General features: G+C 72.4%; 20 protein-coding genes. 6 read left to right on the top strand and 14 right to left on the bottom strand.

The window, feature by feature from the left end; all coding sequences use genetic code 11:
• Positions 1 to 6 precede the first annotated feature (6 nt).
• The 6 genes from ACZ5CZ_RS03170 to ACZ5CZ_RS03195 all read right to left on the bottom strand — a co-directional run bounded on the left by ACZ5CZ_RS03170 (position 7) and on the right by ACZ5CZ_RS03195 (position 5,391).
• On the bottom strand, positions 7 to 153 hold the full coding sequence (locus ACZ5CZ_RS03170) for a hypothetical protein (protein ID WP_385844471.1): 147 nt from the start codon (positions 151 to 153) through the stop codon (positions 7 to 9).
• 92 nt (positions 154 to 245) lie between these two features.
• Entirely contained in the window at positions 246 to 986 is a 741-nt protein-coding gene (locus ACZ5CZ_RS03175) for an FAD:protein FMN transferase (protein ID WP_385844470.1), read from the bottom strand.
• Positions 987 to 1,041: 55 nt separating this feature from the next.
• Positions 1,042 to 2,052 carry an FMN-binding protein gene (locus ACZ5CZ_RS03180; protein WP_468938687.1) on the bottom strand — a complete coding sequence of 337 codons (1,011 nt, stop codon included), beginning with the start codon at positions 2,050 to 2,052 and terminating at the stop codon, positions 1,042 to 1,044.
• 17 nt (positions 2,053 to 2,069) lie between these two features.
• Positions 2,070 to 3,452, bottom strand: a complete 1,383-nt coding sequence (locus ACZ5CZ_RS03185; protein ID WP_468938690.1) for a ferredoxin reductase family protein — start codon at positions 3,450 to 3,452, stop codon at positions 2,070 to 2,072.
• 85 nt (positions 3,453 to 3,537) lie between these two features.
• A complete protein-coding gene (locus ACZ5CZ_RS03190) occupies positions 3,538 to 4,014 on the bottom strand; it encodes an FMN-binding protein (RefSeq protein ID WP_385844466.1) in 477 nt (158 codons plus the stop codon).
• A gap of 18 nt (positions 4,015 to 4,032) precedes the next feature.
• Positions 4,033 to 5,391: a ferredoxin reductase family protein gene (locus ACZ5CZ_RS03195; RefSeq protein ID WP_468938694.1), complete on the bottom strand. Its 1,359-nt coding sequence runs from the start codon at positions 5,389 to 5,391 to the stop codon at positions 4,033 to 4,035.
• A 207-nt stretch (positions 5,392 to 5,598) separates the two neighbouring features.
• On the opposite strand from ACZ5CZ_RS03195, the gene ACZ5CZ_RS03200 reads away from it, so the two are divergent.
• Positions 5,599 to 6,345 carry a response regulator transcription factor gene (locus ACZ5CZ_RS03200; protein ID WP_385844463.1) on the top strand — a complete coding sequence of 249 codons (747 nt, stop codon included), beginning with the start codon at positions 5,599 to 5,601 and terminating at the stop codon, positions 6,343 to 6,345.
• The gene (locus tag ACZ5CZ_RS03205; protein ID WP_468938697.1) at positions 6,342 to 7,847 is read left to right on the top strand and encodes a sensor histidine kinase; all 1,506 of its coding nucleotides are present in this window, start codon (positions 6,342 to 6,344) and stop codon (positions 7,845 to 7,847) included. Before ACZ5CZ_RS03200 ends, ACZ5CZ_RS03205 begins: the two co-directional genes overlap by 4 nt.
• Before the next feature lie 27 nt (positions 7,848 to 7,874).
• On the opposite strand, the gene ACZ5CZ_RS03210 is transcribed toward ACZ5CZ_RS03205, so the two are convergent.
• The 6 genes from ACZ5CZ_RS03210 to ACZ5CZ_RS03235 all read right to left on the bottom strand — a co-directional run bounded on the left by ACZ5CZ_RS03210 (position 7,875) and on the right by ACZ5CZ_RS03235 (position 16,039).
• Entirely contained in the window at positions 7,875 to 8,486 is a 612-nt protein-coding gene (locus ACZ5CZ_RS03210; protein WP_468938699.1) for a hypothetical protein, read from the bottom strand.
• Positions 8,486 to 8,851 carry a hypothetical protein gene (locus ACZ5CZ_RS03215; RefSeq protein WP_385844459.1) on the bottom strand — a complete coding sequence of 122 codons (366 nt, stop codon included), beginning with the start codon at positions 8,849 to 8,851 and terminating at the stop codon, positions 8,486 to 8,488. The genes ACZ5CZ_RS03210 and ACZ5CZ_RS03215 overlap by 1 nt, the downstream gene beginning before the upstream one ends.
• Positions 8,844 to 13,748 carry an HD domain-containing protein gene (locus tag ACZ5CZ_RS03220; RefSeq protein WP_468938702.1) on the bottom strand — a complete coding sequence of 1,635 codons (4,905 nt, stop codon included), beginning with the start codon at positions 13,746 to 13,748 and terminating at the stop codon, positions 8,844 to 8,846. Before ACZ5CZ_RS03220 ends, ACZ5CZ_RS03215 begins: the two co-directional genes overlap by 8 nt.
• Positions 13,749 to 13,801: 53 nt before the next feature.
• Positions 13,802 to 14,506, bottom strand: a complete 705-nt coding sequence (locus ACZ5CZ_RS03225; RefSeq protein WP_468938705.1) for a L,D-transpeptidase family protein — start codon at positions 14,504 to 14,506, stop codon at positions 13,802 to 13,804.
• 3 nt (positions 14,507 to 14,509) lie between these two features.
• Positions 14,510 to 15,097, bottom strand: a complete 588-nt coding sequence (locus ACZ5CZ_RS03230) for a pyridoxamine 5'-phosphate oxidase family protein (protein WP_468938707.1) — start codon at positions 15,095 to 15,097, stop codon at positions 14,510 to 14,512.
• A 108-nt stretch (positions 15,098 to 15,205) separates the two neighbouring features.
• Positions 15,206 to 16,039 carry a hypothetical protein gene (locus ACZ5CZ_RS03235; RefSeq protein WP_468938710.1) on the bottom strand — a complete coding sequence of 278 codons (834 nt, stop codon included), beginning with the start codon at positions 16,037 to 16,039 and terminating at the stop codon, positions 15,206 to 15,208.
• A 203-nt stretch (positions 16,040 to 16,242) separates the two neighbouring features.
• Here ACZ5CZ_RS03235 and argH point away from each other — a divergent pair, with 203 nt between their 5' ends.
• The 4 genes from argH (at position 16,243) to ACZ5CZ_RS03255 (ending at position 21,038) form a co-directional block, all read left to right on the top strand.
• The gene (gene argH, locus ACZ5CZ_RS03240) at positions 16,243 to 17,676 is read left to right on the top strand and encodes an argininosuccinate lyase (protein ID WP_468938712.1); all 1,434 of its coding nucleotides are present in this window, start codon (positions 16,243 to 16,245) and stop codon (positions 17,674 to 17,676) included.
• Positions 17,677 to 17,835: 159 nt separating this feature from the next.
• On the top strand, positions 17,836 to 18,807 hold the full coding sequence (locus ACZ5CZ_RS03245; RefSeq protein ID WP_468938715.1) for an aldo/keto reductase: 972 nt from the start codon (positions 17,836 to 17,838) through the stop codon (positions 18,805 to 18,807).
• Positions 18,808 to 18,893: 86 nt separating this feature from the next.
• Positions 18,894 to 19,442, top strand: a complete 549-nt coding sequence (locus ACZ5CZ_RS03250) for a TetR/AcrR family transcriptional regulator (protein ID WP_385844449.1) — start codon at positions 18,894 to 18,896, stop codon at positions 19,440 to 19,442.
• A gap of 69 nt (positions 19,443 to 19,511) precedes the next feature.
• On the top strand, positions 19,512 to 21,038 hold the full coding sequence (locus ACZ5CZ_RS03255) for an MFS transporter (protein WP_385844447.1): 1,527 nt from the start codon (positions 19,512 to 19,514) through the stop codon (positions 21,036 to 21,038).
• Positions 21,039 to 21,102: 64 nt separating this feature from the next.
• Here ACZ5CZ_RS03255 and ACZ5CZ_RS03260 read toward each other — a convergent pair whose 3' ends face one another.
• Complete coding sequence (locus ACZ5CZ_RS03260) at positions 21,103 to 22,731, bottom strand: multicopper oxidase family protein (protein WP_468938719.1); 1,629 nt, start codon at positions 22,729 to 22,731, stop codon at positions 21,103 to 21,105.
• A gap of 156 nt (positions 22,732 to 22,887) precedes the next feature.
• Positions 22,888 to 23,640, bottom strand: coding sequence for a lysophospholipid acyltransferase family protein (locus ACZ5CZ_RS03265; RefSeq protein ID WP_468938721.1), 753 nt, complete (start codon positions 23,638 to 23,640; stop codon positions 22,888 to 22,890).
• Positions 23,641 to 23,874: the final 234 nt, after the last annotated feature.

The following is a 23,874-nucleotide window of genomic DNA, read 5'->3' on the forward strand; positions in this document are numbered from 1 at the left end:
CGGTGGTCACCACCGGTGGCCGGAGTGGTCGTCGGTACGACGGTCACGATGCCGCCTGCGGAACATCGTGGTGTCGTCGTGGTGCGAGGTCGTGTCCCTCCTGTCCTTGTCGTGACCGCGGTCGGCGGGCATGAGCCTGCTGAAGATCGCCATGGTTTCCTCCCGAAACATCCGGTATGGGGGATACGTTTCAGAACCGGAATCGGATGGCGTCCCCGGCGTTCCGCGGCGTGCCTTCCGGAAGGTCAGCCGAGCCGCGCGGCCAGCCCCCCGGTGCAGCGCACCTCGTCGCCCGCCGTGATCAGCAGTCCCTCCACCTCCGGCAGCGACTCCAGCCAGGCCAGACCCGCCCGGGAGCCCATCGCGAAGGCCGCCGTGGCCCAGCAGTCCACCCAGGTCAGCCGGGGGCCCACCACGGTCACGGCCACCAGGTCCGTCACCGCCGGCCGGCCGGTGCGCGGATCGACGATGTGCGCGCCCCGCTCGGCCGTGCCGGACGTCGCGACGGACAGCTCGTCCAGCCCCGCACTGGAGATCACCGCCGCCAGCCCGCCCGGCCGGAGCGGGTCCGCGATCCCCACCCGCCACGGCCGCCCGGGCTCCGGCGTACCGAACATCTGCACGTCCCCGCCCCCGTTGACGCTGACCCCGCGCACTCCGGGCACCTCCGCCAGCAGCCGCGCCGCCCGTTCCGCCGCCCAGCCCTTGACGATGCCGGTGGGATCCAGCGCGCCCCGGTAGCGGGTGCTGAACCAGCCGTCGCTCACCCGCTCCGCCTCGTCCGCCAGCCGCAGCACCTCGGCCACCTCGGGCGCGCACTCCGCGGTCTCCAGCTCGCCCCGGGCCAGCCGCGACACCTCGCTGTCCGCGCGGTAGGTGCTGAAGATGCCGTCCGCCCGGTGCAGCCCGGCCACGGCCGTGCCGAGCGCCGCCCGCACCGCACCGGGTTCCCCGCCGCGGACGTCGAAGGAGAAGACCGTCCCCATGACCTCCTCCGCATGACGCACCGCGGCGGGAGCCTGTGCCGACCCGCCCACCGGATCAGCCACCCGCCTGGTCCAGCGCTGATTGCAGCGACTGCCGGTAGCCGGTGCTGGTGTAGGTCGCACCGGAGACGGCGTCGATGCGGGCGTTCCCGGCCATCACGGCCTCCTGGTTCAGCTTGGGCACGGCCAGTGCGGTCTTCTGGTCGCTGAGGCCGCCCTTGGGTGCCTGGACGGCTTCCGCCTTGGTGATCTTGCCGCCGTTGACGGTGATGCGCACCTGGACCGGGCCGTACTGGGTCTGCTCGACGCGCCCGGTGATCGTGCGGGAGGTGGAGGCGCCTGCGGGTGGTAGCTGGTCGAGTGCCGACTGGAGGGACTGTTTGTAGCCGGTGCTGGTGTAGGTGGCTCCGGACACCGAGTCGATACGCGCGCTCTGTGCTGCCACGGCCTCCTGGCCGAGCTTGGGTACGGCCAGTGCGGTCTTCTGGTCGCTGAGGCCGCCCTTGGGTGCCTGGACGGCTTCCGCCTTGGTGATCTTGCCGCCGTTGACGGTGATGCGCACCTGGACCGGGCCGTACTGGGTCTGCTCGACGCGCCCGGTGATCGTGCGGGAGGTGGAGGCGCCTGCGGGTGGTAGCTGGTCGAGTGCCGACTGGAGGGACTGTTTGTAGCCGGTGCTGGTGTAGGTGGCTCCGGACACCGAGTCGATACGCGCGCTCTGTGCTGCCACGGCCTCCTGGCCGAGCTTGGGTACGGCCAGTGCGGTCTTCTGGTCGCTGAGGCCGCCCTTGGGTGCCTGGACGGCCTCGGCCTTGGTGATCTTGCCGCCGTTGACGGTGATCCGCACCTGGACCGGGCCGTACTGGGTCTGCACCACCCGCCCGCTGACCGTGCCCGTACCGCTCTGCGGTGACTGCCGTCCCGCCGCCGTCTGCTGCGGGGCGGCGCCCGCCGCCGACGCCGCGGACGGGTCGGACGCCGGCTTGAACGCCAGCAGCAGCACGACACCGGACACGGTCGCGGCGGTGGCCAGCACGACCCGCCGGAGGGGGTGGTTCTTCCTCATCGTTCTCCCAGCTCCGCTCACATCTCGAACGACTCGTGATGGATGCGGCGGGCGGGAACCCCCGCGCCGCGCAGTGCCTCGTACACCGACTGTGCGAACCCGGGCGGGCCGCACATGAACACGTCGTGCCGGTCGACGTCTGGGATCTTCCGCTGGAGGTTCTCCGCGGAGATGTCCGGACGCTCACCGTCCGGGCTGTTCACCGCGTACATCAGCCGGGCGCCCCGCTCCTCGGCGATCGCCGCCAGCTCGTCCCACAGCGCCAGATCCTGGGTGGTGTTGGCCCGGTAGAGCAGGGTGATGTCCCCGGCCGCGCCGGGCAGCGTCTCGAACAGGGCGCGCATCGGCGTGATGCCGACTCCGCCGGCGATCAGCAGCACCTTGCCCCGGCTGCGGCGCTGCGCGGTCAGCGCGCCGTACGGGCCCTCCGCCCACACCCGGGTGCCCGGCGTCAGCTCGCGCAGCCGTTCACTGTGGTCGCCGATCGCCTTCACCGTGATCCGCAGCATGCCCGGGCGGGGCGCCGCCGACAGGGAGTACGGGTGCGAGCTGAACCGCATGCCCGGCGCGAGGAACCGCCAGCGGAAGAACTGGCCCGCCTCCGCGCCCATCCGGTGCAGCCGCCGCCCGCCGATCAGCACCGACACGATGCCCGGCGCCTCCTCGACGACCGCCTCGACCCGCATCCGGTGCCGGAAGTTGAGCCGGATCGGGGTGAGGATCCGGTACCAGAGCACCAGCGCGGTGACGGCGCCGTACAGGCCGTACCAGAAGGTCTTCGCCGCAGGCGTGACCGCGAAGTCGTTGCCGGTGGTGATCTGGTGCCAGAACGTCAGGAACACCGCCGCGTAGGTCAGCAGATGCACGTGGTACCAGGTGTCGTACGGCAGCCTGCGGCGGATTCCGCCGATCGAGCTGAGCCCGATCAGCAGGAACAGTCCGGTGCCGATGGCCGCCTTGCCCATGTCGGGCAGCTGCTCCACCGAGTCGACCGTCTGCTGCACGATGTCGCCGAGCGACCTGCCCGCCTGGAGCGCGTACCCCCACATGGTGAGGAAGACATGCGCGGCGATCAGACAGAGCGTGTAGCGGCCGCTCATCGCGTGCCAACGGGCCACCCGGTCGGAGCCCACCCGCCGCTCCAGCGCCGGGACGCGGGCCATCTGGAGCACGACCAGCGCCAGCAGATAGCCGGCCAGCAGTCCGGTGATCCGGCCCGCGTTGAGGATCCGGCCGGTGTCGTCGGCGACGGACGGCGTGTCCTGCCACCAGAGCCACAGCACGGCCGCCGCGCCCGCCCACACGGCGAGCAGCAGGGGGACGGCCGGCGAGCGGCGCGGGCGGATGCGCCGCATCGTCTGTCGGCGGGCGGCGCGGCCGCTTGCGAGCGTGGTGGACACGGCTCCTCCGTGGTTCCTCCGTAGGGGACTTGACCCTCGGCCCACAGATACGTGCCGGATACGCCCGGTGTTCAGCGGCCCCGCCTCACAGACCGGCCGAGTCCAGCGCGGACTGGAGGGACTGCTTGTAGCCGGTGCTGGTGTAGGTGGCGCCGGACACCATGTCGATGTCCGCGCTCTGCGCGGCCAGCGCCTCCCGCCGCAGCTGCGGAACGGCGTAGCTGTTGATCTCCTGGTCGCGCGGGTTGTCCGACGGGTACTGCACGGCCGTCACCTCGGTGAGCCGGCCGCTCCTGATCGTCACCCGTACCTGGACCGGACCCCAGCGGGTCTGCACGGTGTCGCCGGTGACGGTCCCGGAAACGGTCGTGGAGCCGGAGCCGTCCTTCGACCCGCTGGAGGGGGACGAACTGCTCGACACCGACGGCGACTTGCCCTCCGCCAGCGCCGGCACCGGAGCCGTGTGCGGCTTCAGCGACAGCAGCAGCACCATCCCGGACACCGTGGCGGCACTCGCCAGCACGATCCGGCGCAGCGGGCGGTTCTTCCTCAACGCGTGCACGTGTCTGCCTCCCGGCTCTCAGAACTCGAACGACTCGTGGTGGATACGGCGGTCCGGCACCCCGGCCGCCCGCAGCGCCTCGTACACGTCCCGCGCGAAGCCGTGCGGCCCGCAGAGGTACACGTCATGACCGGCGAGGCCCGGGAAGCTCGCACGCAGCGACTCCGCGGTGAAGGCGGGCCGCCGCCCGCCGGGCCCGTTGAGCGCGTACAGCACCCGCGCCCCGCGCCACCGGGCGATCGCCTCCAGCTCCGCGCCCAGCGCCAGATCCTCCGCGGACCGCGCCCGGTACAGCAGCGTGACCTCGCCCGGCAGCGTCTCGAACAGCGCCCGCAGCGGGGTGACACCGACACCGGCCGCGATCAGCAGCGAGCGGCGGCCGGTGGCCCGGTCCGCGGTGAGCGAGCCGTACGGCCCCTCCGCCCACACCCGGGTGCCCGGCCGCAGCAGCGCCACCGCCGCACTGTGGTCGCCGAGCGCCTTCACGGTGATCCGCAAGCGGTCCTGGCGGGGCGGCGCGGACAGCGAGTACGGCGTCGACGTCCAGCCCATGCCCTCGCCGAGGAACCTCCAGCGGAAGAACTGGCCCGGCCGCGCGCCCAGCTCCGCCAGGTGCCGGCCGCGCACGACGACCGAGTACACCCCCGGCGCCTCCGGCTGCACCGACTCCACCCGCAGCCGGTGCCGCCGGTTGAGCCGGACCGGCGCGAGGATCCGGAACCACAGCACCAGCGCCGCGACGCCGCCGTACAGCGCGTACCAGGCGCCGGTGGCGAGCGGGTCGCCGGTGAAGTCGCCGCCCAGCGACAGCTGGTGGAAGAAGGCCAGGAACACGGCCGCGTAGGTCAGCAGATGGACGTAGTACCAGAACTCGTAGCCGGTGCGGCGGCGCGCGGCCCGTATCGAGGTGATGCCGACGGCGAACAGGATCACCGTGCCGGCGGTCGCCTTGAGCATGTCCGGGTAGTCCAGGACGACGGTCACCGTCTCGTGCCACAGCGACGCCCGGTCCTGCGCCGCGTACCCGGCGAGGATCAGCACGATGTGCGCGACGAGCAGGCTGATCGTGTACCGGCCGGCCATCGCGTGCCAGCGCGCCACCCGGTCCGAGCCCACCCGGGTCTCCAGCAGCGGAACCCGCGCCATCAGGCCGACCAGCACCGCGCAGGCGTAGCCGCACAGCAGCCCGGCGATCCGCCCGGCGCCGGTCAGCCAGCCCGCGGTACCGACCACGGACCCGGTGTCCGACCACCACAGCGCGACCACGGCCGCCGCCCCGGCCCACAGCACGGCCAGCACCGCACCGGCGGGGGAGCGCCGTGCGGTCCGAGGCAGGGGCACGGGCGGGGCCGCCCGGCCGGTTCCGACGGTCGTCATGAGTGCCGTCCCTTCGTTCGTCCAGCCCGGCCACTGTGCGGGCCGAAGCTCTGAGGGACCTCTGAACACAGGCCCTGCGGGGCCTTTCCGACGGAACTCTCAGGCTTTCCTCATCCAGGCCCCGGGGGAGGGGGGCGGTACTCAGAGAAAACTCAGAGGGGACGGGGTGGGATCCGCCCCGGCGCACGAGCGATGCTGGTAAGCGCGATGAACACCACCCGTTCCGGCCGCCCGGCCCTCACCCGCCCCGACGGCACCGCGCTGCGCGTCCTCGTCGTCGACGACGACCCCGACCTCGCCGAGGTCCTCACCGGCGCCCTGCGCTACGAGGGCTGGGAGGTCCGCGCCGCCGCCGACGGCACCGCGGCCCTCGCCGCCTTCCGCGAGCTGCTGCCCGACGCCGTCGTCCTCGACGTCATGCTCCCCGACACCGACGGCTTCGCCGTGCTGCGGCGGCTGCACGAGGTGAAACCCGACGTGTGCGTGCTCTTCCTCACCGCCCGGGACGCCGTCGAGGACCGTATCGCCGGCATCACGGCGGGCGGCGACGACTATGTCACCAAGCCCTTCAGCCTGGAGGAGGTCGTCGCCCGGCTGCGCGGACTGCTGCGCCGCGCCGGCATGGCCCGCCAGCAGGAGGAGGGCCCCCGGCTGGTCGTCGGCGACCTGATCATGGACGAGGAGGCCCGGGAGGTCACCCGCGCCGGTGAGCTGATCGAGCTGTCGCCGACCGAGTTCGAACTCCTCCGCTTCCTGATGCGCAACCCGCGCCGGGTGCTCAGCAAGACCCAGATCCTCGACCGCGTCTGGTCCTACGACTTCGGCGGCCGGGCCCATGTCGTGGAGCTGTACATCTCCTACCTGCGCAAGAAGATCGACGCGGGCCGCGAGCCCATGATCCACACGGTGCGCGGGGCGGGCTACGTCCTCAAACCGGTCACGGTGACCCCGTGAACCGGGTGCGCGCCGCCCTGCTCCGCGCCCGCCGGCTGCCCCGCCCCCGCACCCTGCGCGCCCGGCTCACCGTCGGGCTGGTGGTGCTGCTCGCGGTGAGCTGCGCCGCCGTCGGCCTCGCCGCGGTCGTCGAGCTGAACGGCTTCCTCACCCAGCGCCTGGACGAACAGCTCACCCAGGTCGGCACCCGCTTCCCGGAGAGCCTGGAACACGGGGGCACGGTGCCGTCGGGAAAGCCCGACGACCACGACGGCGACGAGCACGCCGACACCCGGCGCATGGCCACCGGCACCTTCGGCGCCCGCCTGGTGCGGGGAACCGTCACCCACAAGGGGCTGATCCGCTCCGGCGACCCCTCCGCCGACCTCAACGTCGACCTCACGGCGGCCGACGCCCGGCGGCTGGCCGCGGTCCCCGCCGACGCCCGGCCGCACACCGTCGAACTCTCCTCCCTGGACGACTACCGCGTCATCGCCACCACCGGCCGGGACGGCGACGTCCTGATCGTCGGCCTCCCCCTGGAGCCGGTCCAGGCCACCGTGCACCGCCTGGAACTGGTCGCCGGGATCGTCTTCGGCCTCGCGCTCGTGGTGACCGGCGTGGCCGGCGCCTACTGGGTCCGCTGGTCCCTGCGCCCCCTGCGCCGGGTCACCGCCACCGCCACCCGGGTCAGCGAGCTCCCGCTGGCCAGCGGCGAGGTCACCCTGCCGCCGCGCACCCCGGACGCCGACCCGCACAGCGAGGTCGGCCAGGTCGCCGCGGCCCTGGACCGCATGCTCGGCCATGTCGAGGACGCCCTGACCAAGCGGCACGCCAGCGAGGAGCGGCTGCGCCGGTTCGCCGCCGACGCCAGCCACGAGCTGCGCACCCCGGTCGCCTCCGTCCGCGGCCACGCCGAACTGGCCCTGCTCCACCCCGGCCCGGTGCCCCCGGAGGTCACCCGCGCCCTGGAGCGCATCAGCGCCGAGTCCGCCCGGATGGGCCTGATGGTCGACGACCTGCTGCTGCTCGCCCGGCTCGACGCGGGCCGCCCGCTGGAGCGCCGCCCGGTCGACCTCACCCACCTGGTCCTGGACGCGGTCACCGACGCCCGCGCGGCGGGCCCCGGGCACCGCTGGACCCTGGACCTCCCCGAGGAACCGGTCACGGTCACCGGCGACGCCCACCGCCTGCACCAGGTGCTGGCCAACCTGCTCGCCAACGCCCGCACCCACACACCCGCCGGTACGAAGGTCACGGTGACCCTCGAAGCCTGGGACGACGCGGCCGTCCTCTCCGTCCACGACGACGGCCCCGGTGTCCCGCAGGACGTCCAGCCCGGTGTCTTCGAGCGCTTCACCCGCGCCGAACACCGCCGCCCCGCCGGCACCGGGGGCTCCGGCGCGGGTCTCGGCCTGTCCATCGTGGCGGCGGTGACACAGGCGCACGGCGGCACCGTGGACCTGGACAGCCACCCGGGCTCCACGACGTTCACGGTACGACTGCCCCGGCCGGCCGGCTGAGCAGCTCGCCCGGTACCGGCGGCCTCGTCATCCGCCCCCTGCGCCACACTCCGGCACCGGCGTCACCGACAGGACCGTGCGCGCGGGCAGCACGGTCCGCCCGCTCTCCCCGTCCGGCCGCAGCGCCACCCCGTCCGCCCCCGACCCGAGGAACTCCCCGCACCGCTCGCCGGTGGTCGTGGTGACCCGGACCAGATGGTCCGGCGCCGGCCCGGTGGTCGTCCAGGCCACCACCACCGCGCCGCTCACCAGCACGATCCCCGCCACACAACACACCGAGGCCTGCCGCAGCGCCCCGGTGACCCGCACCGTCTCCGCCTCGGTCCACAGGCGCAGCGCCTGACCGGCGAGCAGCACCCGGCTCCCGGGCCGGCCGTGCGCGGCGCGCACCGCGAGCACCGAGCCGGCGAACAGCAGCACGAACGCGGCCCCCAGCAGCAGCGTGGCCGCCAGCCGGGCGGCGGAGGGCAGCTGGGACAGATCGTCGCGCCCCTTGAGCGTCACCAGTACCGCCAGCAGCGCGGTGAGCCCGGTCAGCCCGTTGCGCCAGCCCTCGGCCTGCCTCCGCAACTCGGCCAGCTGGGAGAACTCCAGCTCACGGGCGAGCTGCGCCCAGCGCCGCGCGGACTGCCCACTCATCACACCGCCCCGATCCGCCAGCTCGCCCCACACCCGGTGAACGGCGCGTTCTCCGGAAGGTCCGGATGCGGATGCCCGCACTCGCAGAAGTGCGTCTCCCGGGTCACGAGACCGGCGTCGGCATCCGGATCGGGCGCGGGCTGCCGACCGCCCAGCCAGGAACGCAACCCCTTGGTGCCGGTGCCGGGCGCGCCGTGCCGGTACTCCGTCGACGTCCGCCCATGACAGCGCGGACATGCACCCTCGACCACGATGCCGAGCCCGTCGGGGGAGGGGGTCCGGGTGAAGGGGGCGGCGGCCAGCCCCATGTCCCGCTCCGCGTAGGCGAGCCCGAAGTCGTGGCCGGGCGGGGAGGGTTCAGTCATCTGCGAGCGCCTCATTCTCGGTCTCGGGGACGCTTAAACCGAACATCCCGGCGTACAGCAGCAGCCGGTCCCTGATCCACTCCACGCTCTCCCGGGTCGCCTCGGCGGCGAGCGCGACATGGCGCCGGGTCACCGTCCCCTCGACGGCGGGGAGCCTGCCGTCGAAGTGCCGGCTGAGCAGCGTGAGGTCCTGCCAGCAGGGGACGGTGTCCGTGGCGGGGGCCGGGGGCAGCGCCGTACGGCCGGGCAGCAGGGGCAGATACGGCGTGATCCGGCGCACGGTCTCGGAGACCGGCTCCCCGAGCCGGGCGGCGATGCTGACGAGGTCCAGGGGGGTGTAGGGGGTGTCGGGGTCGGAGACGCGGTAGGTGGGGGAGAGGGCCTCGATGTCCCACTCGTCGGGCACGTCGGGGGGCAGCGCGGCCAGTTCGTGTGCGGTGAGGGGTGCTACGAGGGCGCCGAGGGGCCGGTAAGCCCTCAACTGCTCGTATGCGGTGATTGGTTGGAGAGCGAAGCGCCGCGCGTAACGGGCCAGCGCCAAAGGGGTCAGGGGTCTCCACTCGCAGGCAGCCGCATTCGCGTGGTTCCGGTCGCCGGCGCCAAGTGCGTCGCAGAGGTCCTCGGAGGGCCGGTGGTGGGCGAGTGCCGGCGGGAGGGGCGGCAGCTGAAGACCGAAGGAGGGGGCGTGCTGGGCGGCGAGACCCCAGACTGAGCTCAGCGATTCCTGAAGGCGCGCGGCGGCGTGGACCAACACGGTCGCGGTCAGCATCGCGGCGGGGTAATTGGAGTCTTCATGGGCGGCGTCGTTGCCGGACAAGGCGTACCGGCTGCGCAGATCCAGAGACTCCCATGAGTCGCTGTCGATCCTGCCCTCGGCTACAGAGACACCCAAGGTGCGCAGGCCGATGATTTCCTCCTTCGAGAGATCGAAGAGGTAGATGTCTCTCAGATCGAGACCGCTCTCAAGGCCGATGCCTCCCTCCGCCAGGAGGTATTCGAAGATCTCGATGTCATCGGGGGAGGGCACCACCGTGCCGTCCATCTGCCCGTCGCCGTAGCGGGGTTCGTGCACCAGCCCGAGTGTGCTTGCGATCTCTGCTACGCGACGCTCGGCTTCGGCCAGGGAAACACCGAAGAAGCCGGCCGCGAAGATGGTGGCGGACCAGTCCAGCCGGAAGCGTCCGTCCGGCAGCAGGGAGACGCGGTCCATCACGATGGAGCAGCTGTCGGTGTCCAGCTCCAGCCAGGGAGCCATCTCGGCCGGTGACGGGAGCGTCCAACCGAGCCAGCTGAACCCCGCCAGATAGTCGAGTGTCCTGGAAGCCCCGGGTCTGCGGGACCGGGCAAAGATGTCGGCGGGGCCTGCCACACGTCGAAACGGCGGGAACGTCGTGGCCAGGAACAGAGCGGCGATCTCGTCCTGGGTGCAGATGTGGTGCGCATGATGGTCCGGCGGCGTCGGCACGGTCAGGCCATGGAGCGGACTGAGGCGAGCCAGCCGTTCGGTGAGTTCTCCCAGCGGCGTCTTCAGTTTCGCCGAGACCAGAACCAGGCCGCCGAGGTCGTCGATGCGCTTCCCTATGCCGGCGGTGGGCAGGGAATCGAAGGGTGAGTTCGCGGACCTGCCCCGAAGAGCGTCGGCCAGGACGGCGTCCTGCTCGGAGGGGATCCACGCGAGTCCGTCGTTGCCGTCGGTGGGGGGCGGTGAGAGGTCCGGGTCCACGATCCGCAGCTTTCGCATGCGGTACAGCAGGTCGCTCAGGGGAAGCCCGTTTCGGGCAGCATGGACGACGACATCGTGCCACGAATCGAAGTCGCCGGCCGCGACTCCTGCATCGCCGGGCGAAGGTACGGGGTAGCCGGCGAGGCTTTGGGGCCATGCGGGGTAGTAACGCAGGTGAGGGCGGCTGAGCACGGAATCGCGCCATGACCGGATCCGTCCACCCCTGTCGGGAAGGCCGTGCTCGTCATGGGGGAACCACCCCACCTCGTCCAGTGACAGCGCCTCGCCGTCCTCCCCGGCCACCGTGACGCCCTTCCCCCGCCACTCCTCGTCCAGCACCTGGGCCACGCGCAGGCTCTTCTCCTCCAGGTCCGCCGTCCATTTCAGCGTCAGCCCAGGCCACTGCGCCAACGCCGCGGCCCCTCGCCGGAACTGCCGCTCCGCCCACTCCCGGTCATAGTCCTGCAACTCCGTCCGGCTGACGCTGAGCCTTCCCGCGTGCGGCCCGGTCAGGTTCAGCACATAGCCGAAGGGCTTCTGATCGGTCGCGATCCCGTCGCACAGGACGGCCCCCTCACCGTCGACCCACCACAGCACATCCGGAACGGCGGCCAGGGCCTCCGGGACCTGCAACTCCCCGGCCTCCCAACGGTGTCCGGCCCCCTGACCGTCCACCGCCTCCAGCGCGAACTCGCCGACCCGCACCAGATCCCGCAGCACCCGGGTGCACGACAGCCCGGCGCCGACCGCGTCGTCCCGGAGATAGAGCCGTACCCGGGTGCCGCCTTCCGCCAGCCCGTCCTCCGGGCCGGTGTGCCGGCGGATGCGGAACAGGCTGGCACTGCTGGGGATGTCGACGCGCAGGGCGTGCTCGGCGGGGATGCCGTCCGCGCTGACCTGGCGGGTCACGATCGTCATCTCGTCGGCCAGCATGAAGTAGCTGAACACGCCGATGCCGAAACGGCTGTTGGGATACAGCCTGAGATTGCGGTCGTGCCGCAGCCAGCGCGACTGCTCCCGGCGGAACGCCTTGGACCGCTCGAAGCGGCTGCCGGCCCGGGTGAACGTGTGGGTGAGCAGCTCCGCGCTCATGCCCACGCCGTTGTCCCGGCACTCGACGTACCGGCCGCGCTCGTCCTCGCCCTGGGTGAAGGTGATCCGCCCGCTCCAGTCGGCGGGCCGCGCCCCGCGCCCGCGCAGATACGTCCACCGCATCGCCCGGTACCGGCAGGCGTCCATCGCGTTCTGGTACAGCTCCCGCAGCGCGAGGGTCGGATCTCCGCCGTACAGCTGCTCGCCCATCAGCAGTTCCCGCACCTCGGACTGGGAGAGGTGGAACCGCAGCAGCGGCACGTCGTACGGCTCGTCCGCGCCGCCGGTGCGGGCCGGGCGCAGCTCGCGTGCGGTGACCCGCTGCGGTACGGCCGCGAGCAGTTCCGTCTCCGCGCCCGGCAGGTCGGCGGCCCGGTCCAGGAGCTGTGCGACGAGCTGGTCCGCCTCCTCGGCGACCTCGGCGAGGGCGGCGTGCACCGCCTGGTGCGGGCAGGGGGCGTCCAGGTGGAGTGCCGGGCCCTCGCGCTCCCAGCTCAGGCCGTGGGCGATGGCGACGACCTGCTGCGGCAGGACCGGGTCGGTCACGGCGAGATGTTCCGCGACGACCTCGGGGAAGGTCCGTACGTCCACCGAGAGGACCGCCGCGAGCCGTAGCAGTGCGGCCAGCGGGCGGACGCGCAGCGGTTGCGGGCCGCCGGGCAGCACCACCTTGCCGGGCAGCCGCCCGGACAGCCGCTCGGGCGGCTCGTCCAGGCCGAGGGCAGAGGCCGCCCCGCACAGCAGCTCCGCCACCTCGTGCACCCGGTCGGGCGGTACGCCGAGCGCCGCGACCAGCTTCTGGGCCGGGCTCGCCGGTACGGGCTCGTCGTCGGTCTCGAACCGGTCGGTGATCCAGCGGTGCACCAGCCACATGACGACGGCGGTCTCGTCCTCCGTGCGGTCGCGGGCCCGGCACTGGGCCGCTTTGCGTACGATCCGCGCGTGCTGGTCGCCGACCTGCTCGAAGTGTCTGCGGTGGGCGTCCGCACCCGGCTGCCGGTCGGGGTGGTACGGATCGATCTCGGCGGCCTGGCTCAGCCGGTCGGCCCAGGCGGCCTCCCGCAGGAACGGCGCCGCGACCAGGAACGCCGCCTCGACGGCGGACAGCGGCCGGTCCTCGGGCAGCACCTGGGGCAGCCGCCGGGTGACCAGGCGGACCGGGAAGTCCTCGTCGGACCAGGGGTCGGGGCGCGGCAGCCGGCCCTGCGCCAGATGCAGGGTGCGGGCGCACCGCTCGACGAAGGCGGCCAGGCACTCGGTGAAGCCGGGCACCGAGGCCTGGTCCTCGGGGCGCACCCGCTCCCACAGCGGTGTCCCGCGCACCGCCCCCAGCCAGGTCTCCAGCAGCGGCCGGCCCTCGCAGATCTCCGTCTTTTCGGTCACCTCCCTGGCGTGGGTGCCGTAGTCGATCCGGGCCGTCTGGGTCAGCCCGTGCCGGCGTGCCGTGGCGGCCGTGCGCGCCCGGGCCAGCTCGAAGACCTCCGCGACGGTCCGGGCGGGGGTCAACGGGCCGAGCGCGTCCGCCAGTCCACGGGTGAAGAAGCTGCCCTCGGCCGTGTAGCCGCTGCGCTCGCCGGCCGAGCAGGCGGTGAGTACGGCGAAGCCGCCGCTCGGCGGGCCCTTGAGGATGGCGTTGCCGAACGGCACGGCGTCGTCGCCGAGTTCCGTGCGGCACGCGTCGATCAGCCAGAGCACCGTGCCGGCCTTGCACTCGGCCAGCAGCGGGCTGATGTTCGCGTCCAGCAGCGAACCCAGGTACGGCTCCCGCCAGCCGCCCTCCCGTGGCGGCCGCGCGTCGGCCGGGACCAGGTAGTCGGTGCCGCCGGCCCGGACGCCGTGTCCGGTGAAGTACACCAGCAGGGTGCCGTCGGCCGGCATGTCGCTCGCCGTCTCGTACAGGCGGGTGCGGATCAGGCTGAGGTCCGCGTCGCGCAGGACGTCCACCTCGTACCCGGCCCCGTCCAGCACCGAGGCCAGCAGCCGCAGATCGGCCGTGACGGCCTCGTCCAGCGGTTCCAGCAGTCCTTCGGTGGCGGTTGCCTGCCCGATCCCGATCAGCAGCGCCCTGCGGGCTCGTTCCATGTGGCCTCCCCGCAGGACATCATGGCACCGCCCACTGACAGTGCGGGCGGCTCTCAGTAACGGGTGATCGCGGTCGCCCCGCCCGTCGTGCCGATGGCGATGTGCGGTGCGCGCGCGGGGTCGGCCCAGCGCAGGATTCGCCGCATGTCCTCCTCGGGCACCGACACGCAACCCGCCGTGGCGGCAGCGCCGTTGACGTGCAGGAAGATTCCGGCGCCGCGCCCGCGCACCGGGTGGTCGTAGTTGAAGCCGATGACCAGGCCGTACGCGTACTGGGTGCCGTAGGAGACCAGGTGCTCGGACTCCGAGGCGCGGCAGTCGGCCGGCAGCGGGTCGGTCCAGCGGTTGTACGACGCCGAGTCGTTGTCCTCGCACCACCAGGAACCGTCCCGCACCGCGCGGTAGCCGGTGCGGGTGCCGGCCGGCGCCGGCTGGATGCCGAAGGCGAAGGGGAGGCCGTACAGCCCGGTCGGGGTGGTTTTCGTGCCCTGGACGCGGGTGGTGCCCGCGACGAGGCCGTGCGCGCCGAACCGCGCCGGTGCCGAGCCGGTTTCGGTCCAGCGGCCGTCGAGCAGGTCCCACCAGGTCAGCGTGCCGGTGGTGGAGTCGGTGTCCGGCGCCTCGGCGGTGATCAGCTGGCTGCCGCCGCCCGGGTCCGCCATCCGCGCGGGCAGCGGCACCGGGCCGGGAGCCGGTGGGGTGCCCGGCAGGGCCAGCCAGGCGGTGGATGCCAGGGCGAGGAGGACACCGGGGTGCATGGTTCAGACGGTAGACGGGGGCAGTGGGAGCGGCAGCCCGGGTAGTCCGTCCAGGCTCGTCGCCACGTGCTCCTTCTTCTCGAAGTACGCGCTCAGCGAGGCGTCGTCCTCGCGCGCGAACCGCTTGCTGTGCAGGTCGCGGTCCTCCTCGTACGCCATGTGGGGGACGGCGTATCCGCAGGTGTCACGGACCAGTTCGGCGTGCACGACGATGACGGCCCGCAGGCCGTGCGGGGTCGGGTCGATGTCCGGGAAGTGGGTGAGCAGCTCGGGGAAGCGCGGGTCGTCGCGGAAGACCGGCTCGCCCCGGCCGTGCACGCGGACGATGTTCGGCGGGCCCTGGAAGGCGCACCACATCAGGGTGATCCGCCCGTTCTCCCGCAGATGCGCGATGGTCTCGGCGTTGGAACCGGCGAAGTCCAGGTAGGCGACGGTGTGTTCGTCGATGACGGCGAAGGAGCCCTTGAGGCCCTTGGGGGAGAGGTTGACCGTGCCGTCACCGGCGAGCGGGGCGGTCGCGGTGAAGAAGAGGGGCTGCTCCTCGATGAAGGTGCGGAGTCTGCCGTCTATGCGCTCATAGGTCTTTCCCATGGTCGGTGATTATCGACGGAAATAGTTCGCCTGTCTAACGAATTGTCGCTGCGGGGGCCTGCGGCCGGCGCCCGCCGAGGGCGCCGGCCGGGATGGACGTCCGTCGGCTCACTTGGTGAGCGTGCAGGCGGCCAGGGTGTTGAGTCCGGTGGGTTTGGTGGTGGTGCGGCCGATGGCGAGGGCGATGCGGTCGATGGTGGAGTTCCGCTTGTCCTTGAGGGGTCCGAGGATGGCGTTGTCGACGAAGTGGGGTCCGCCCTGGCCGACGGTGTTCTGGAGGCGCTTGTCGGCTTCCTGGATCTGGGTCTGGAGGAGGGCGAGGTTGCGGTCGACCTCGGCCTTGGCGGACGCGGGGATGGCCGGGAGCCGGGAGGCGACGTCGGGGCAGCTGATCGTGCCCGCCCCGGTGTTCCGGCCGGCCGTCGTGCCCGCGTTGCTGCCGGACTGCCGGCCCGGCGCGGTGCCCGCGTCCGTGCCCGGTGCCGTGCCGCCGCCGGCGTTCAGCGTGCAGGCGGCCAGGGTGTTGAGTCCGGTGGGTTTGGTGGTGGTGCGGCCGATGGCGAGGGCGATGCGGTCGATGGTGGAGTTCCGCTTGTCCTTGAGGGGTCCGAGGATGGCGTTGTCGACGAAGTGGGGTCCGCCCTGGCCGACGGTGTTCTGGAGGCGCTTGTCGGCTTCCTGGATCTGGGTCTGGAGGAGGGTGAGGTTGCGGTCGACCTCGGCCTTGGCGGACGCGGGGATCGCGGGGAGCCGGGAGGCGACGTCGGGGCAGCTGATCGTGCCGGGGCTCGCGAGGGTGCGGGCGTTCACCGCGCCGCCGCTCTGACCGGGCGTCCCGGCGAGGGCCGTACCGGCGATCACCGCCCCGGACAACAGGACGGCGGCAGCGCCTCCGATGACCGCCACGCGACGCTTGTCGTACTTCGGAAGAGCCCTGGACATACGGGTGCCTCACTTGGGTCGGGAGTGTCGTCGTCGGACGAACGCGGCGCCTGCGCTCGGCGGGAAGTACGAGAAAGCGGTTGCCGATGTTCAAGCCCGCTCGTTCCCTATGGGGGGCACCCCGGAGATTGACGAATCATGCAGACCTCTGCATACTCATGCATGCCAACGGTCGTCCATCACATCCCCTAGGAGCAGAGCAAGTGAGCAGCAACAGCGGTGACGTACGGCTCTGGGGCGCCCGTTTCGCCGACGGTCCCGCCGAGGCCCTGGCGAAGCTGTCCGCGTCCGTCCACTTCGACTGGCGGCTCGCGCCGTACGACATCGCCGGTTCCCGCGCCCACGCGCGCGTGCTGCACAAGGCCGGACTCCTCAGCGCGGACGAGCTGGAGCGGATGATCGCCGGCCTCGACCAGCTGGAGGCCGACGTCGCGTCCGGGGAGTTCACGGGCACCCTCGCCGACGAGGACGTGCACACCGCCCTGGAGCGCGGCCTGCTGGAGCGCCTCGGCCCCGAGCTGGGCGGCAAGCTGCGCGCGGGCCGGTCGCGGAACGACCAGGTGGCCACCCTGTTCCGGATGTACCTCCGGGACCACGCCCGTACGATCGCCGGTCTGATCGCCGACCTCCAGGACGCGCTGATCGGCCTGGCCGAGGCCCACCCGGACGTCGCGATGCCCGGCCGCACCCACCTCCAGCACGCCCAGCCGGTGCTCTTCGCCCACCACATCCTCGCCCATGTCCACCCCCTGGCCCGGGACGCCGAGCGGCTGCGCCAGTGGGACGAGCGCACCGCCGTCTCCCCCTACGGCTCCGGCGCCCTGGCCGGCTCCTCCCTCGGCCTGGACCCGGAGGCGGTCGCGCAGGACCTCGGCTTCGAGCACGGCAGCGTGGGCAACTCCATCGACGGCACGGCCTCCCGTGACTTCGTCGCCGAGTTCCTCTTCATCACCGCGATGATCGGCGTCAACCTCTCCCGGATCGCCGAGGAGATCATCATCTGGAACACGAAGGAGTTCTCCTTCGTGACCCTGCACGACGCCTTCTCCACCGGCTCGTCGATCATGCCGCAGAAGAAGAACCCGGACATCGCCGAGCTGGCGCGCGGCAAGTCCGGCCGTCTCATCGGCAACCTGACCGGGCTCCTGGCCACCCTCAAGGCCATGCCGCTCGCCTACAACCGCGACCTCCAGGAGGACAAGGAGCCGGTCTTCGACGCCTGCGACCAGCTGGAGCTGCTGCTGCCCGCCTTCACCGGCATGATGGCCACCCTCACGATCCACCGCGAGCGCATGGAGGAGCTGGCCCCGGCCGGCTTCTCGCTCGCCACGGACATCGCCGAGTGGCTGGTCAAGCAGGGCGTGCCGTTCCGGGTCGCGCACGAGGTGGCCGGCGAGTGCGTCAAGGTCGCCGAGGCCGAGGGCAAGGAGCTGGACGAGCTCACGGACGAGCAGTTCGCGAAGATCTCCCCGCACCTCACCCCGGAGGTCCGCTCCGTCCTCAACGTCCCGGGCGCCCTCGCCTCCCGGAGCGGACGCGGCGGTACGGCACCGAGCGCGGTCGCCGTCCAGCTGGCGGAGGCCAAGGCGGACGTGGCGGCCCAGCACGCATGGGCCGAGGCCAAGCGGCAGGGCTGAGTCCGCCGCCCCCGAAAGGGGCACGGGGAGCCGTGACCGGCCGCCGCACCACGCGGTCGCCGGACCGGCGCACACCCCGGGCCGTAGGGCGATCACAACAGGGCGTCGCGGGTTACGTTGGTCGGAAGTCCCACCGGAGCCGACCGAACGGAGCCCGCGATGCCCTTCGCCCGTCTCGCGCACGCCACGACCCCGACCTGCCACATCGGCCTCGGTCTGGCCGCCGTCGGCCGCCCCGGTTACATCAACCTCGGCCGCGACGAGGACCTCGGCGGGAACCGCAGCGTCGACGCCCTCCGGGACCGCACCCACGACCTCCTCGACGCCGCCTACGCCCAGGGCGTGCGCTATGTCGACGTCGCCCGTTCCTACGGCCGTTCCGAGGAGTTCCTCGCCGACTGGCTGAACGCCCGCCCCGACATCGACGACGTGGTCGTCGGCAGCAAGTGGGGCTACACCTACACCGCCGGCTGGTCCACCGACGCCGCACAGCACGAGGTCAAGGACCACACCGTGGCGACCTACGAGCGGCAGCGCGCGGAGACCGAGGCCCTGCTCGGCGACCGGCTCGACCTGTACCAGATCCACTCGGTGACCCCGGACAGCCCGGCTCTCACCGACAAGGACCTGCACGCGAAGCTCGCCGAGGCCGCCGCCCAGGGCCTCACCATCGGCTTCTCCACCAGCGGCCCCGCCCAGGCGGACGCGATCCGCGCCGCCCTCGCCGTCACGGTGGAGGGCGAGCCCCTCTTCCGTACCGTCCAGTCCACCTACAACGTGCTGGAGACCTCGGCCGCTCCCGCGCTCGCCGAGGCCCACGACGCCGGGCTCACCGTGATCGTCAAGGAGGGCATGGCCAACGGCCGGCTCGCCGCGCCGCACGCCCCGGACGTCCTGAAGGCCGTCGCCGAGGAGACCGAGCTGGGCTGTGACGCCGTGGCCCTCGCCTGGATCCTGCGCCAGCCGTGGGCCGGGGTGATCCTCTCCGGCGCGGCCACCGTCACCCAGCTGGGCTCCAACCTGCACGCCCCCGCCGTGGATCTCGACGCCGACCAGCTGACCCGGCTCGCCACACTGGCCGAGGACCCGCGCGCCTACTGGGAGCGGCGCGCGCAGCTGCCCTGGCACTGATCACCCGCGCGCTCCGGCCGCCAGGTCGGTGATGCACTCATGCCCGATGTGAGACAAAGATGTCTCATGTGGGTTACTCTTGTCTCATGGCCCTGGATCGTGACCATGTGCTGCGCAGCGCAGCCGCCCTGCTGACCCGTAAATCCACCGCGACCATGGACGAGGTCGCCAAGGCCGCCGGGATCAGCCGGGCCACGCTGCACCGCCACTTCGCCGGGCGCGACGCGCTCGTGCGGGCGCTGGAGGCGCTCGGCATCGCGGAGTGCGAGGCGGCGCTGGACGCGGCCCGCCTGGACGACGGCCCGGCGGGCGAGGCCGTGCACCGCCTGGTCCGGGCGATCGAACCGGCGGCCGGTCTGCTCGCCTTCCTCTACACCGAGAACCAGCTCTTCGAGGGCGAGGAGCAGAACCAGGGCTGGGCCCGCATCGACGAGCGCCTCACGGCCCTGTTCCGGCGCGGCCAGGAGAGCGGCGAGTTCCGTATCGACCTCACCCCGGCCTGGCTCACCGAGGCGCTGTACGGCCTGCTGGCCTCCGGCGCCTGGGCGGTGGCCGAGGGCCGGGTGGCCGCCAAGGACTTCAGCTACATGATCGTCGAGCTGCTGCTCGGCGGCGCACGGCGCACGCACGCGTGACGCGGCGACGCACGCCGGAAGAGACCCGCGTGCGACGCACAAGAAGAGACGCGCAAGAAGAGAGGAATCATGACCAGCACCTTGCAGCCGGCGCGCGCGACGGAGGCGGAGAGGCGTCCGGGCCGCTGGCTCGCCCTGTCCGTCCTCGTCCTGGCCGTGCTGCTGGTGGCCGTCGACGCCACCGTCCTCGGCCTGGCGACCCCTTACATCAGCGAAGACCTCAACCCCTCCGGCACCCAGCTGCTGTGGATCGGCGACGTCTACTCCTTCGTCATCGCCGGTCTGCTGGTCTCCATGGGCAGCCTCGGCGACCGCATCGGCCGCAAGCGGATCCTGCTCGTCGGCGCCACGGCGTTCGGCGCGGTCTCCGTCCTCAACGCCTATGCGACGACACCCGAACTGATGATCCTGGCGCGGGCGCTGCTCGGTGTCGCGGGCGCGACCCTGATGCCCGCCACCCTCGCCCTGATCCGCAACATCTTCCACGACCCGCACGAGCGCAGCCTGGCCGTCGGCATCTGGGGCGCGACCGCCTCGGCCGGCACGGCCGTCGGCCCGATCGCGGGTGGCTTCCTCCTCGAACACTTCTGGTGGGGCTCGGTCTTCCTGATCAACCTGCCGGTGATGGCGGTCCTGGTCCTGGTCGGCATCCGCACGCTCCCCGAGTCCCGCAACCCGAACCCGGGCCCCTGGGACCTGGCCGGCGTCCTGTTGTCCCTGGTCGGTGTGATCGCCCTGGTGTACGCGGTCAAGGAGGCCGCGACCCACGGGTTCACCTGGGCCGTGCTCGGCGCGGCGCTGCTCGGTGCGGCGGCGCTCTACGGCTTCGTCCACCGCCAGCTCACCCGGCCGGCCCCGCTGCTGGACATGCGGCTGTTCAGGAACCGAGGGTTCAGCGGTGCGGTGCTGGCCGACCTGCTGACCGTGCTCGGCATGTCCGGGCTGGTGTTCTTCCTCTCCCAGTACCTGCAACTCGTCCAGGGCAGGCACCCGTTCGAGGCCGGCCTCGCCGAACTGCCCGCCGCCGTCGGCGCGGTGGCGGCCGGCCTGGTCGCCGGCCGCGCGGCCCGGCGCTGCTCGGTCCGCGCGGTCGTCAGTGCGGGCCTGGCGGCCGTCGGTGCCGCCCTCGCCGCGCTGACGACCCTCGGGCAGTCCACCGGCTACCCGGTGCTGGGCGCCGCCCTGCTCGTGGTGGGCGTCGGCGCGGGCTTCTCCTTCACGGTCACCGCCGATGTCATCCTCTCCAGCGTGCCCAAGGAGCAGGCGGGCGCCGCATCCGCGGTCTCCGAGACGGCCTACGAACTCGGTGCGGCCCTGGGCATCGCCCTGCTGGGCTCCGTCGTCACCGGCGTCTACCGCGACTTCACGGGCCCGGCCGGCACCCCGGCGGCGGCCCATGAGTCACTGGGCGCCGCGGTGCAGGCGGCGGACCACCTGCCCCCGCAGGCCGCGGCATCGCTGCTGACCGCGGCCCGCGACTCCTTCGTCCACGGCCTCCACCTGGCCTCGGGCCTCGGAGCGGCGGTGCTGCTCGCCACGGCGGCGGTGTCCTGGTTCCTGCTGAAGGGCCAGAAGCTGGAGAACGCGGGGGAGTGACCCGCCCCGGGGGCGCGGGCGGCCACGGCTCACCCGCGCCCGCAGGACGACCGCGCACCGGCCCTCACCGCTGGTAACCCAGCACCGTCATCATCCCGCTCTCCGAGTGGTACTGGTTGTGGCAGTGCAGCATCCACAGGCCGGGATTGTCGGCGTCGAACTCGACCACCAGCTTGCGGTGCGGCAGCACGATCGCGGTGTCCTTCCGCGTCCCCACCGCGTTCTCCCCGGTGAGCGCGAACGTGTGGCCGTGCAGGTGCAGCGGGTGCCACATGCCGGTCGCGTTGATGAGCGACAGCCGTACCCGCTCACCGGCGCGGACCGGGTGCCGCCGGCGCACGGAGTAGGACTGGTGGTCGAACCCCCAGTCGTACTTCGCCATGCTGCCGGTGACCTTGATCCGCAGCTCCCGGTCGGGCTTGCGGTCGTCCAGCGCCACCGCGTCGTCCGGCACCAGGCGCCGCGCCGGGACGGTCTTGCCGTCCAGCTCGTCCGGGCGGACATCGGCGGCGGGCAGGCTTCTCCCCTTGTCGGTACGGAGCACGGCAAGGGCCTGTCCCTGCTTGCCCTCCGCGAGCGCCACCAGCGGGAACACCCCGTCCTGGGCGGTGACCAGGACGTCGTACCGCTCCGCCATGCCGACCAGCAGCGCGTCGGTCCTCTTGTGCGCCACGGGATAGCCGTCGGTGTGGGTGACGGTCATGGTGTGGTCGCCCAGCGCCACCCGGAACGCGGTGTCGGAACCGGCGTTGATGATGCGCAGCCGGATCCGGTCGCCGGGCCGGCAGCGGAACACCGAGGGGCTGCCGGGCAGCCGCCCGTTGGCCAGGTAGTACGGGTAGTCGACGCTGCCGCCGTCCCCGTGCAGCATGCGGCTGTGGGAGCCGCGCAGCACCCGCGAGGGACCTCCGGACGGCCCGGAGTGCGACGGGCTCGCGCTCGCCGGGCGACCGGGACCCTGGCTGCCGTGGCCGGGGCCCATCGCCATGCCCCCCGCCTGAGCGGACTCGCCGCCCGGCCGGAGCTGGCCGAGGACCTGCTCGGGGGTGGAGCCGGCCACGCCGTCGAGCCAGTCGTCCAGGACGACGACCCACTCCTTGTCGTAGGAGAGGGGCTCGCGGGGATCGTCCACGATGAGCGGCGCGTACAGGGCGCGGTCGGCCTGGAGGCCCTGGTGGGAGTGGAGCAGATAGGTGCCCGGGTGGGCGACGGTGAAGCGGTAGCCGAAGTCCGTCCCGGCCGGGATGGCATCCTGGGTCAGCCCCGGGGTGCCGTCCATGTCGCAGCGCAGCCGCACCCCGTGGGAGTGCAGCGTGGTGGCGGCGGGCAGCCGGTTGGCGAGGCCGAGGTCGAGGACGTCGCCGGCGGTGACGCGGACCAGGGGCCCCGGGACGGTCTCGTTGTAGGCCCAGGTGTGCACGGTGCGGCCGCCCAGGTCCACCGTGGCCGCGGCGGCGGTGAATCGGACCCGGCGCACGCGGCCCGAGCCGCGCCGCCGCTCGGCGGCGAGTACCTCCGGATCCGACGGATTGACGTACCCCTTGGGCCCCGGGGGCACGAACGCCCCCAGGGCGCCGGTGTGTCCGGGACCGGGGCGGGGTGCGGAGCCGGAATCGGTGCAGGCCGCCAGGAGCCCCGCGCCGGCAGCCGCGATCGGGGTACGGAGCAGGGTACGCCGGGAAGGTTTGTACATATCTGAATAAGACATGTTGTGTGGTCATATGGCCGGTAACTGCCGCCGATCCGGCGCTGTGTCGGGGCCAGATTCCACCGGCAGGCGGACCCAAGCGGAAGGCGGACGGACGCGGCGCGCGTCCGTCCGCCTTCCGCGTCCGTTCGGGTCCTACCTTCAGGCGGCCTTCGCCTTCGTGGCGTACATGTCCACGTACTCCTGTCCCGACAGCCGCATGACCTCGGCCATCACGGAGTCGGTGACGGCCCGCAGCACATAGCGGTCCCGGTCCATCCCCTCGTACCGGGAGAACTCCATGGCCTCGCCGAACCGGACGGTCACCCGGCCGGGCCGCGGAATGCCCCGGCCGCCCGGCTGGAGCTTGTCCGTGCCGATCATCGCGAAGGGAACCACCGGCGCGCCGGTCATCAGCGTCAGCCGCGCGATACCGGTACGGCCCCGGTAGAGCCGGCCGTCGGGCGAGCGCGTGCCCTCGGGGTAGATGCCGAAGACCTTGCCCTCCTCCAGGACACGCCGGCCGGTCATCAGCGCGGCCACACCACCGTTCGCGCCGTCCCGGTCCACCGGGATCATGCCGACGCCGGTGAAGAACCACGCCATCAGCCGGCCCTTGAAGCCCTTGCCGGTGACGTACTCGTCCTTGCCGATGAAGTACACCGGCCGCTTGGTGACCACCGGCAGCACGATCGAGTCGATGAAGGTGAGGTGGTTGCCGGCCAGGATGACCGGGCCGTCCCCTGGGATGTTCTCCGCACCCTCCACCTGTGGGCGGAACATCAGGCGCATGATCGGTCCGAGCACTGCCTTGATGAGCGCGAAGCGGGACAACGGGTCCTCCGGTGCCGAGGGTGTGCGATATGAGTCTGTGCAGGTGAGGACATTACTCGCGGGCCGGTGGGTAGCGCACATCGGATGTGGCCGGTTCACCGAGGTCTTACGAACAGTTGACGCTGGTTTACCTGCGGTGGCGTCCCGGAAACGGTCCGTCGCACCGGAGTGCCCGATGTGACGGAGATCGCCCGGGCAGCGGCCGCCGGGGCGACGGGCCGTCATCTCCCGCCGCCCACCGGCCACCCGGCGTCAGTCGTGTGTTCGACGCCGGGTCTCCCGTCCGTCATGTGGACACCCCTACGATCGCCCGGC

The sequence above is a fragment of the Streptomyces sp. NPDC031418 genome (assembly GCF_055581605.1).

What these genes read in the sequence shown, in the direction of transcription:
- ACZ5CZ_RS03265 (WP_468938721.1), bottom strand. Translation starts at nt 23,640, where the DNA reads ATGTGCGCTACCCACCGGCCCGCGAGTAATGTCCTCACCTGCACAGAC.
- ACZ5CZ_RS03255 (WP_385844447.1), top strand. Translation starts at nt 19,512, where the DNA reads ATGACCAGCACCTTGCAGCCGGCGCGCGCGACGGAGGCGGAGAGGCGT.
- ACZ5CZ_RS03170 (WP_385844471.1), bottom strand. Translation starts at nt 153, where the DNA reads ATGGCGATCTTCAGCAGGCTCATGCCCGCCGACCGCGGTCACGACAAG.
- ACZ5CZ_RS03210 (WP_468938699.1), bottom strand. Translation starts at nt 8,486, where the DNA reads ATGAGTGGGCAGTCCGCGCGGCGCTGGGCGCAGCTCGCCCGTGAGCTG.
- ACZ5CZ_RS03195 (WP_468938694.1), bottom strand. Translation starts at nt 5,391, where the DNA reads ATGACGACCGTCGGAACCGGCCGGGCGGCCCCGCCCGTGCCCCTGCCT.
- ACZ5CZ_RS03200 (WP_385844463.1), top strand. Translation starts at nt 5,599, where the DNA reads ATGAACACCACCCGTTCCGGCCGCCCGGCCCTCACCCGCCCCGACGGC.
- ACZ5CZ_RS03220 (WP_468938702.1), bottom strand. Translation starts at nt 13,748, where the DNA reads ATGGAACGAGCCCGCAGGGCGCTGCTGATCGGGATCGGGCAGGCAACC.
- ACZ5CZ_RS03260 (WP_468938719.1), bottom strand. Translation starts at nt 22,731, where the DNA reads ATGTACAAACCTTCCCGGCGTACCCTGCTCCGTACCCCGATCGCGGCT.
- ACZ5CZ_RS03180 (WP_468938687.1), bottom strand. Translation starts at nt 2,052, where the DNA reads ATGAGGAAGAACCACCCCCTCCGGCGGGTCGTGCTGGCCACCGCCGCG.
- ACZ5CZ_RS03235 (WP_468938710.1), bottom strand. Translation starts at nt 16,039, where the DNA reads ATGTCCAGGGCTCTTCCGAAGTACGACAAGCGTCGCGTGGCGGTCATC.
- ACZ5CZ_RS03250 (WP_385844449.1), top strand. Translation starts at nt 18,894, where the DNA reads ATGGCCCTGGATCGTGACCATGTGCTGCGCAGCGCAGCCGCCCTGCTG.
- ACZ5CZ_RS03245 (WP_468938715.1), top strand. Translation starts at nt 17,836, where the DNA reads ATGCCCTTCGCCCGTCTCGCGCACGCCACGACCCCGACCTGCCACATC.
- ACZ5CZ_RS03230 (WP_468938707.1), bottom strand. Translation starts at nt 15,097, where the DNA reads ATGGGAAAGACCTATGAGCGCATAGACGGCAGACTCCGCACCTTCATC.
- ACZ5CZ_RS03215 (WP_385844459.1), bottom strand. Translation starts at nt 8,851, where the DNA reads ATGACTGAACCCTCCCCGCCCGGCCACGACTTCGGGCTCGCCTACGCG.
- ACZ5CZ_RS03225 (WP_468938705.1), bottom strand. Translation starts at nt 14,506, where the DNA reads ATGCACCCCGGTGTCCTCCTCGCCCTGGCATCCACCGCCTGGCTGGCC.
- ACZ5CZ_RS03175 (WP_385844470.1), bottom strand. Translation starts at nt 986, where the DNA reads ATGGGGACGGTCTTCTCCTTCGACGTCCGCGGCGGGGAACCCGGTGCG.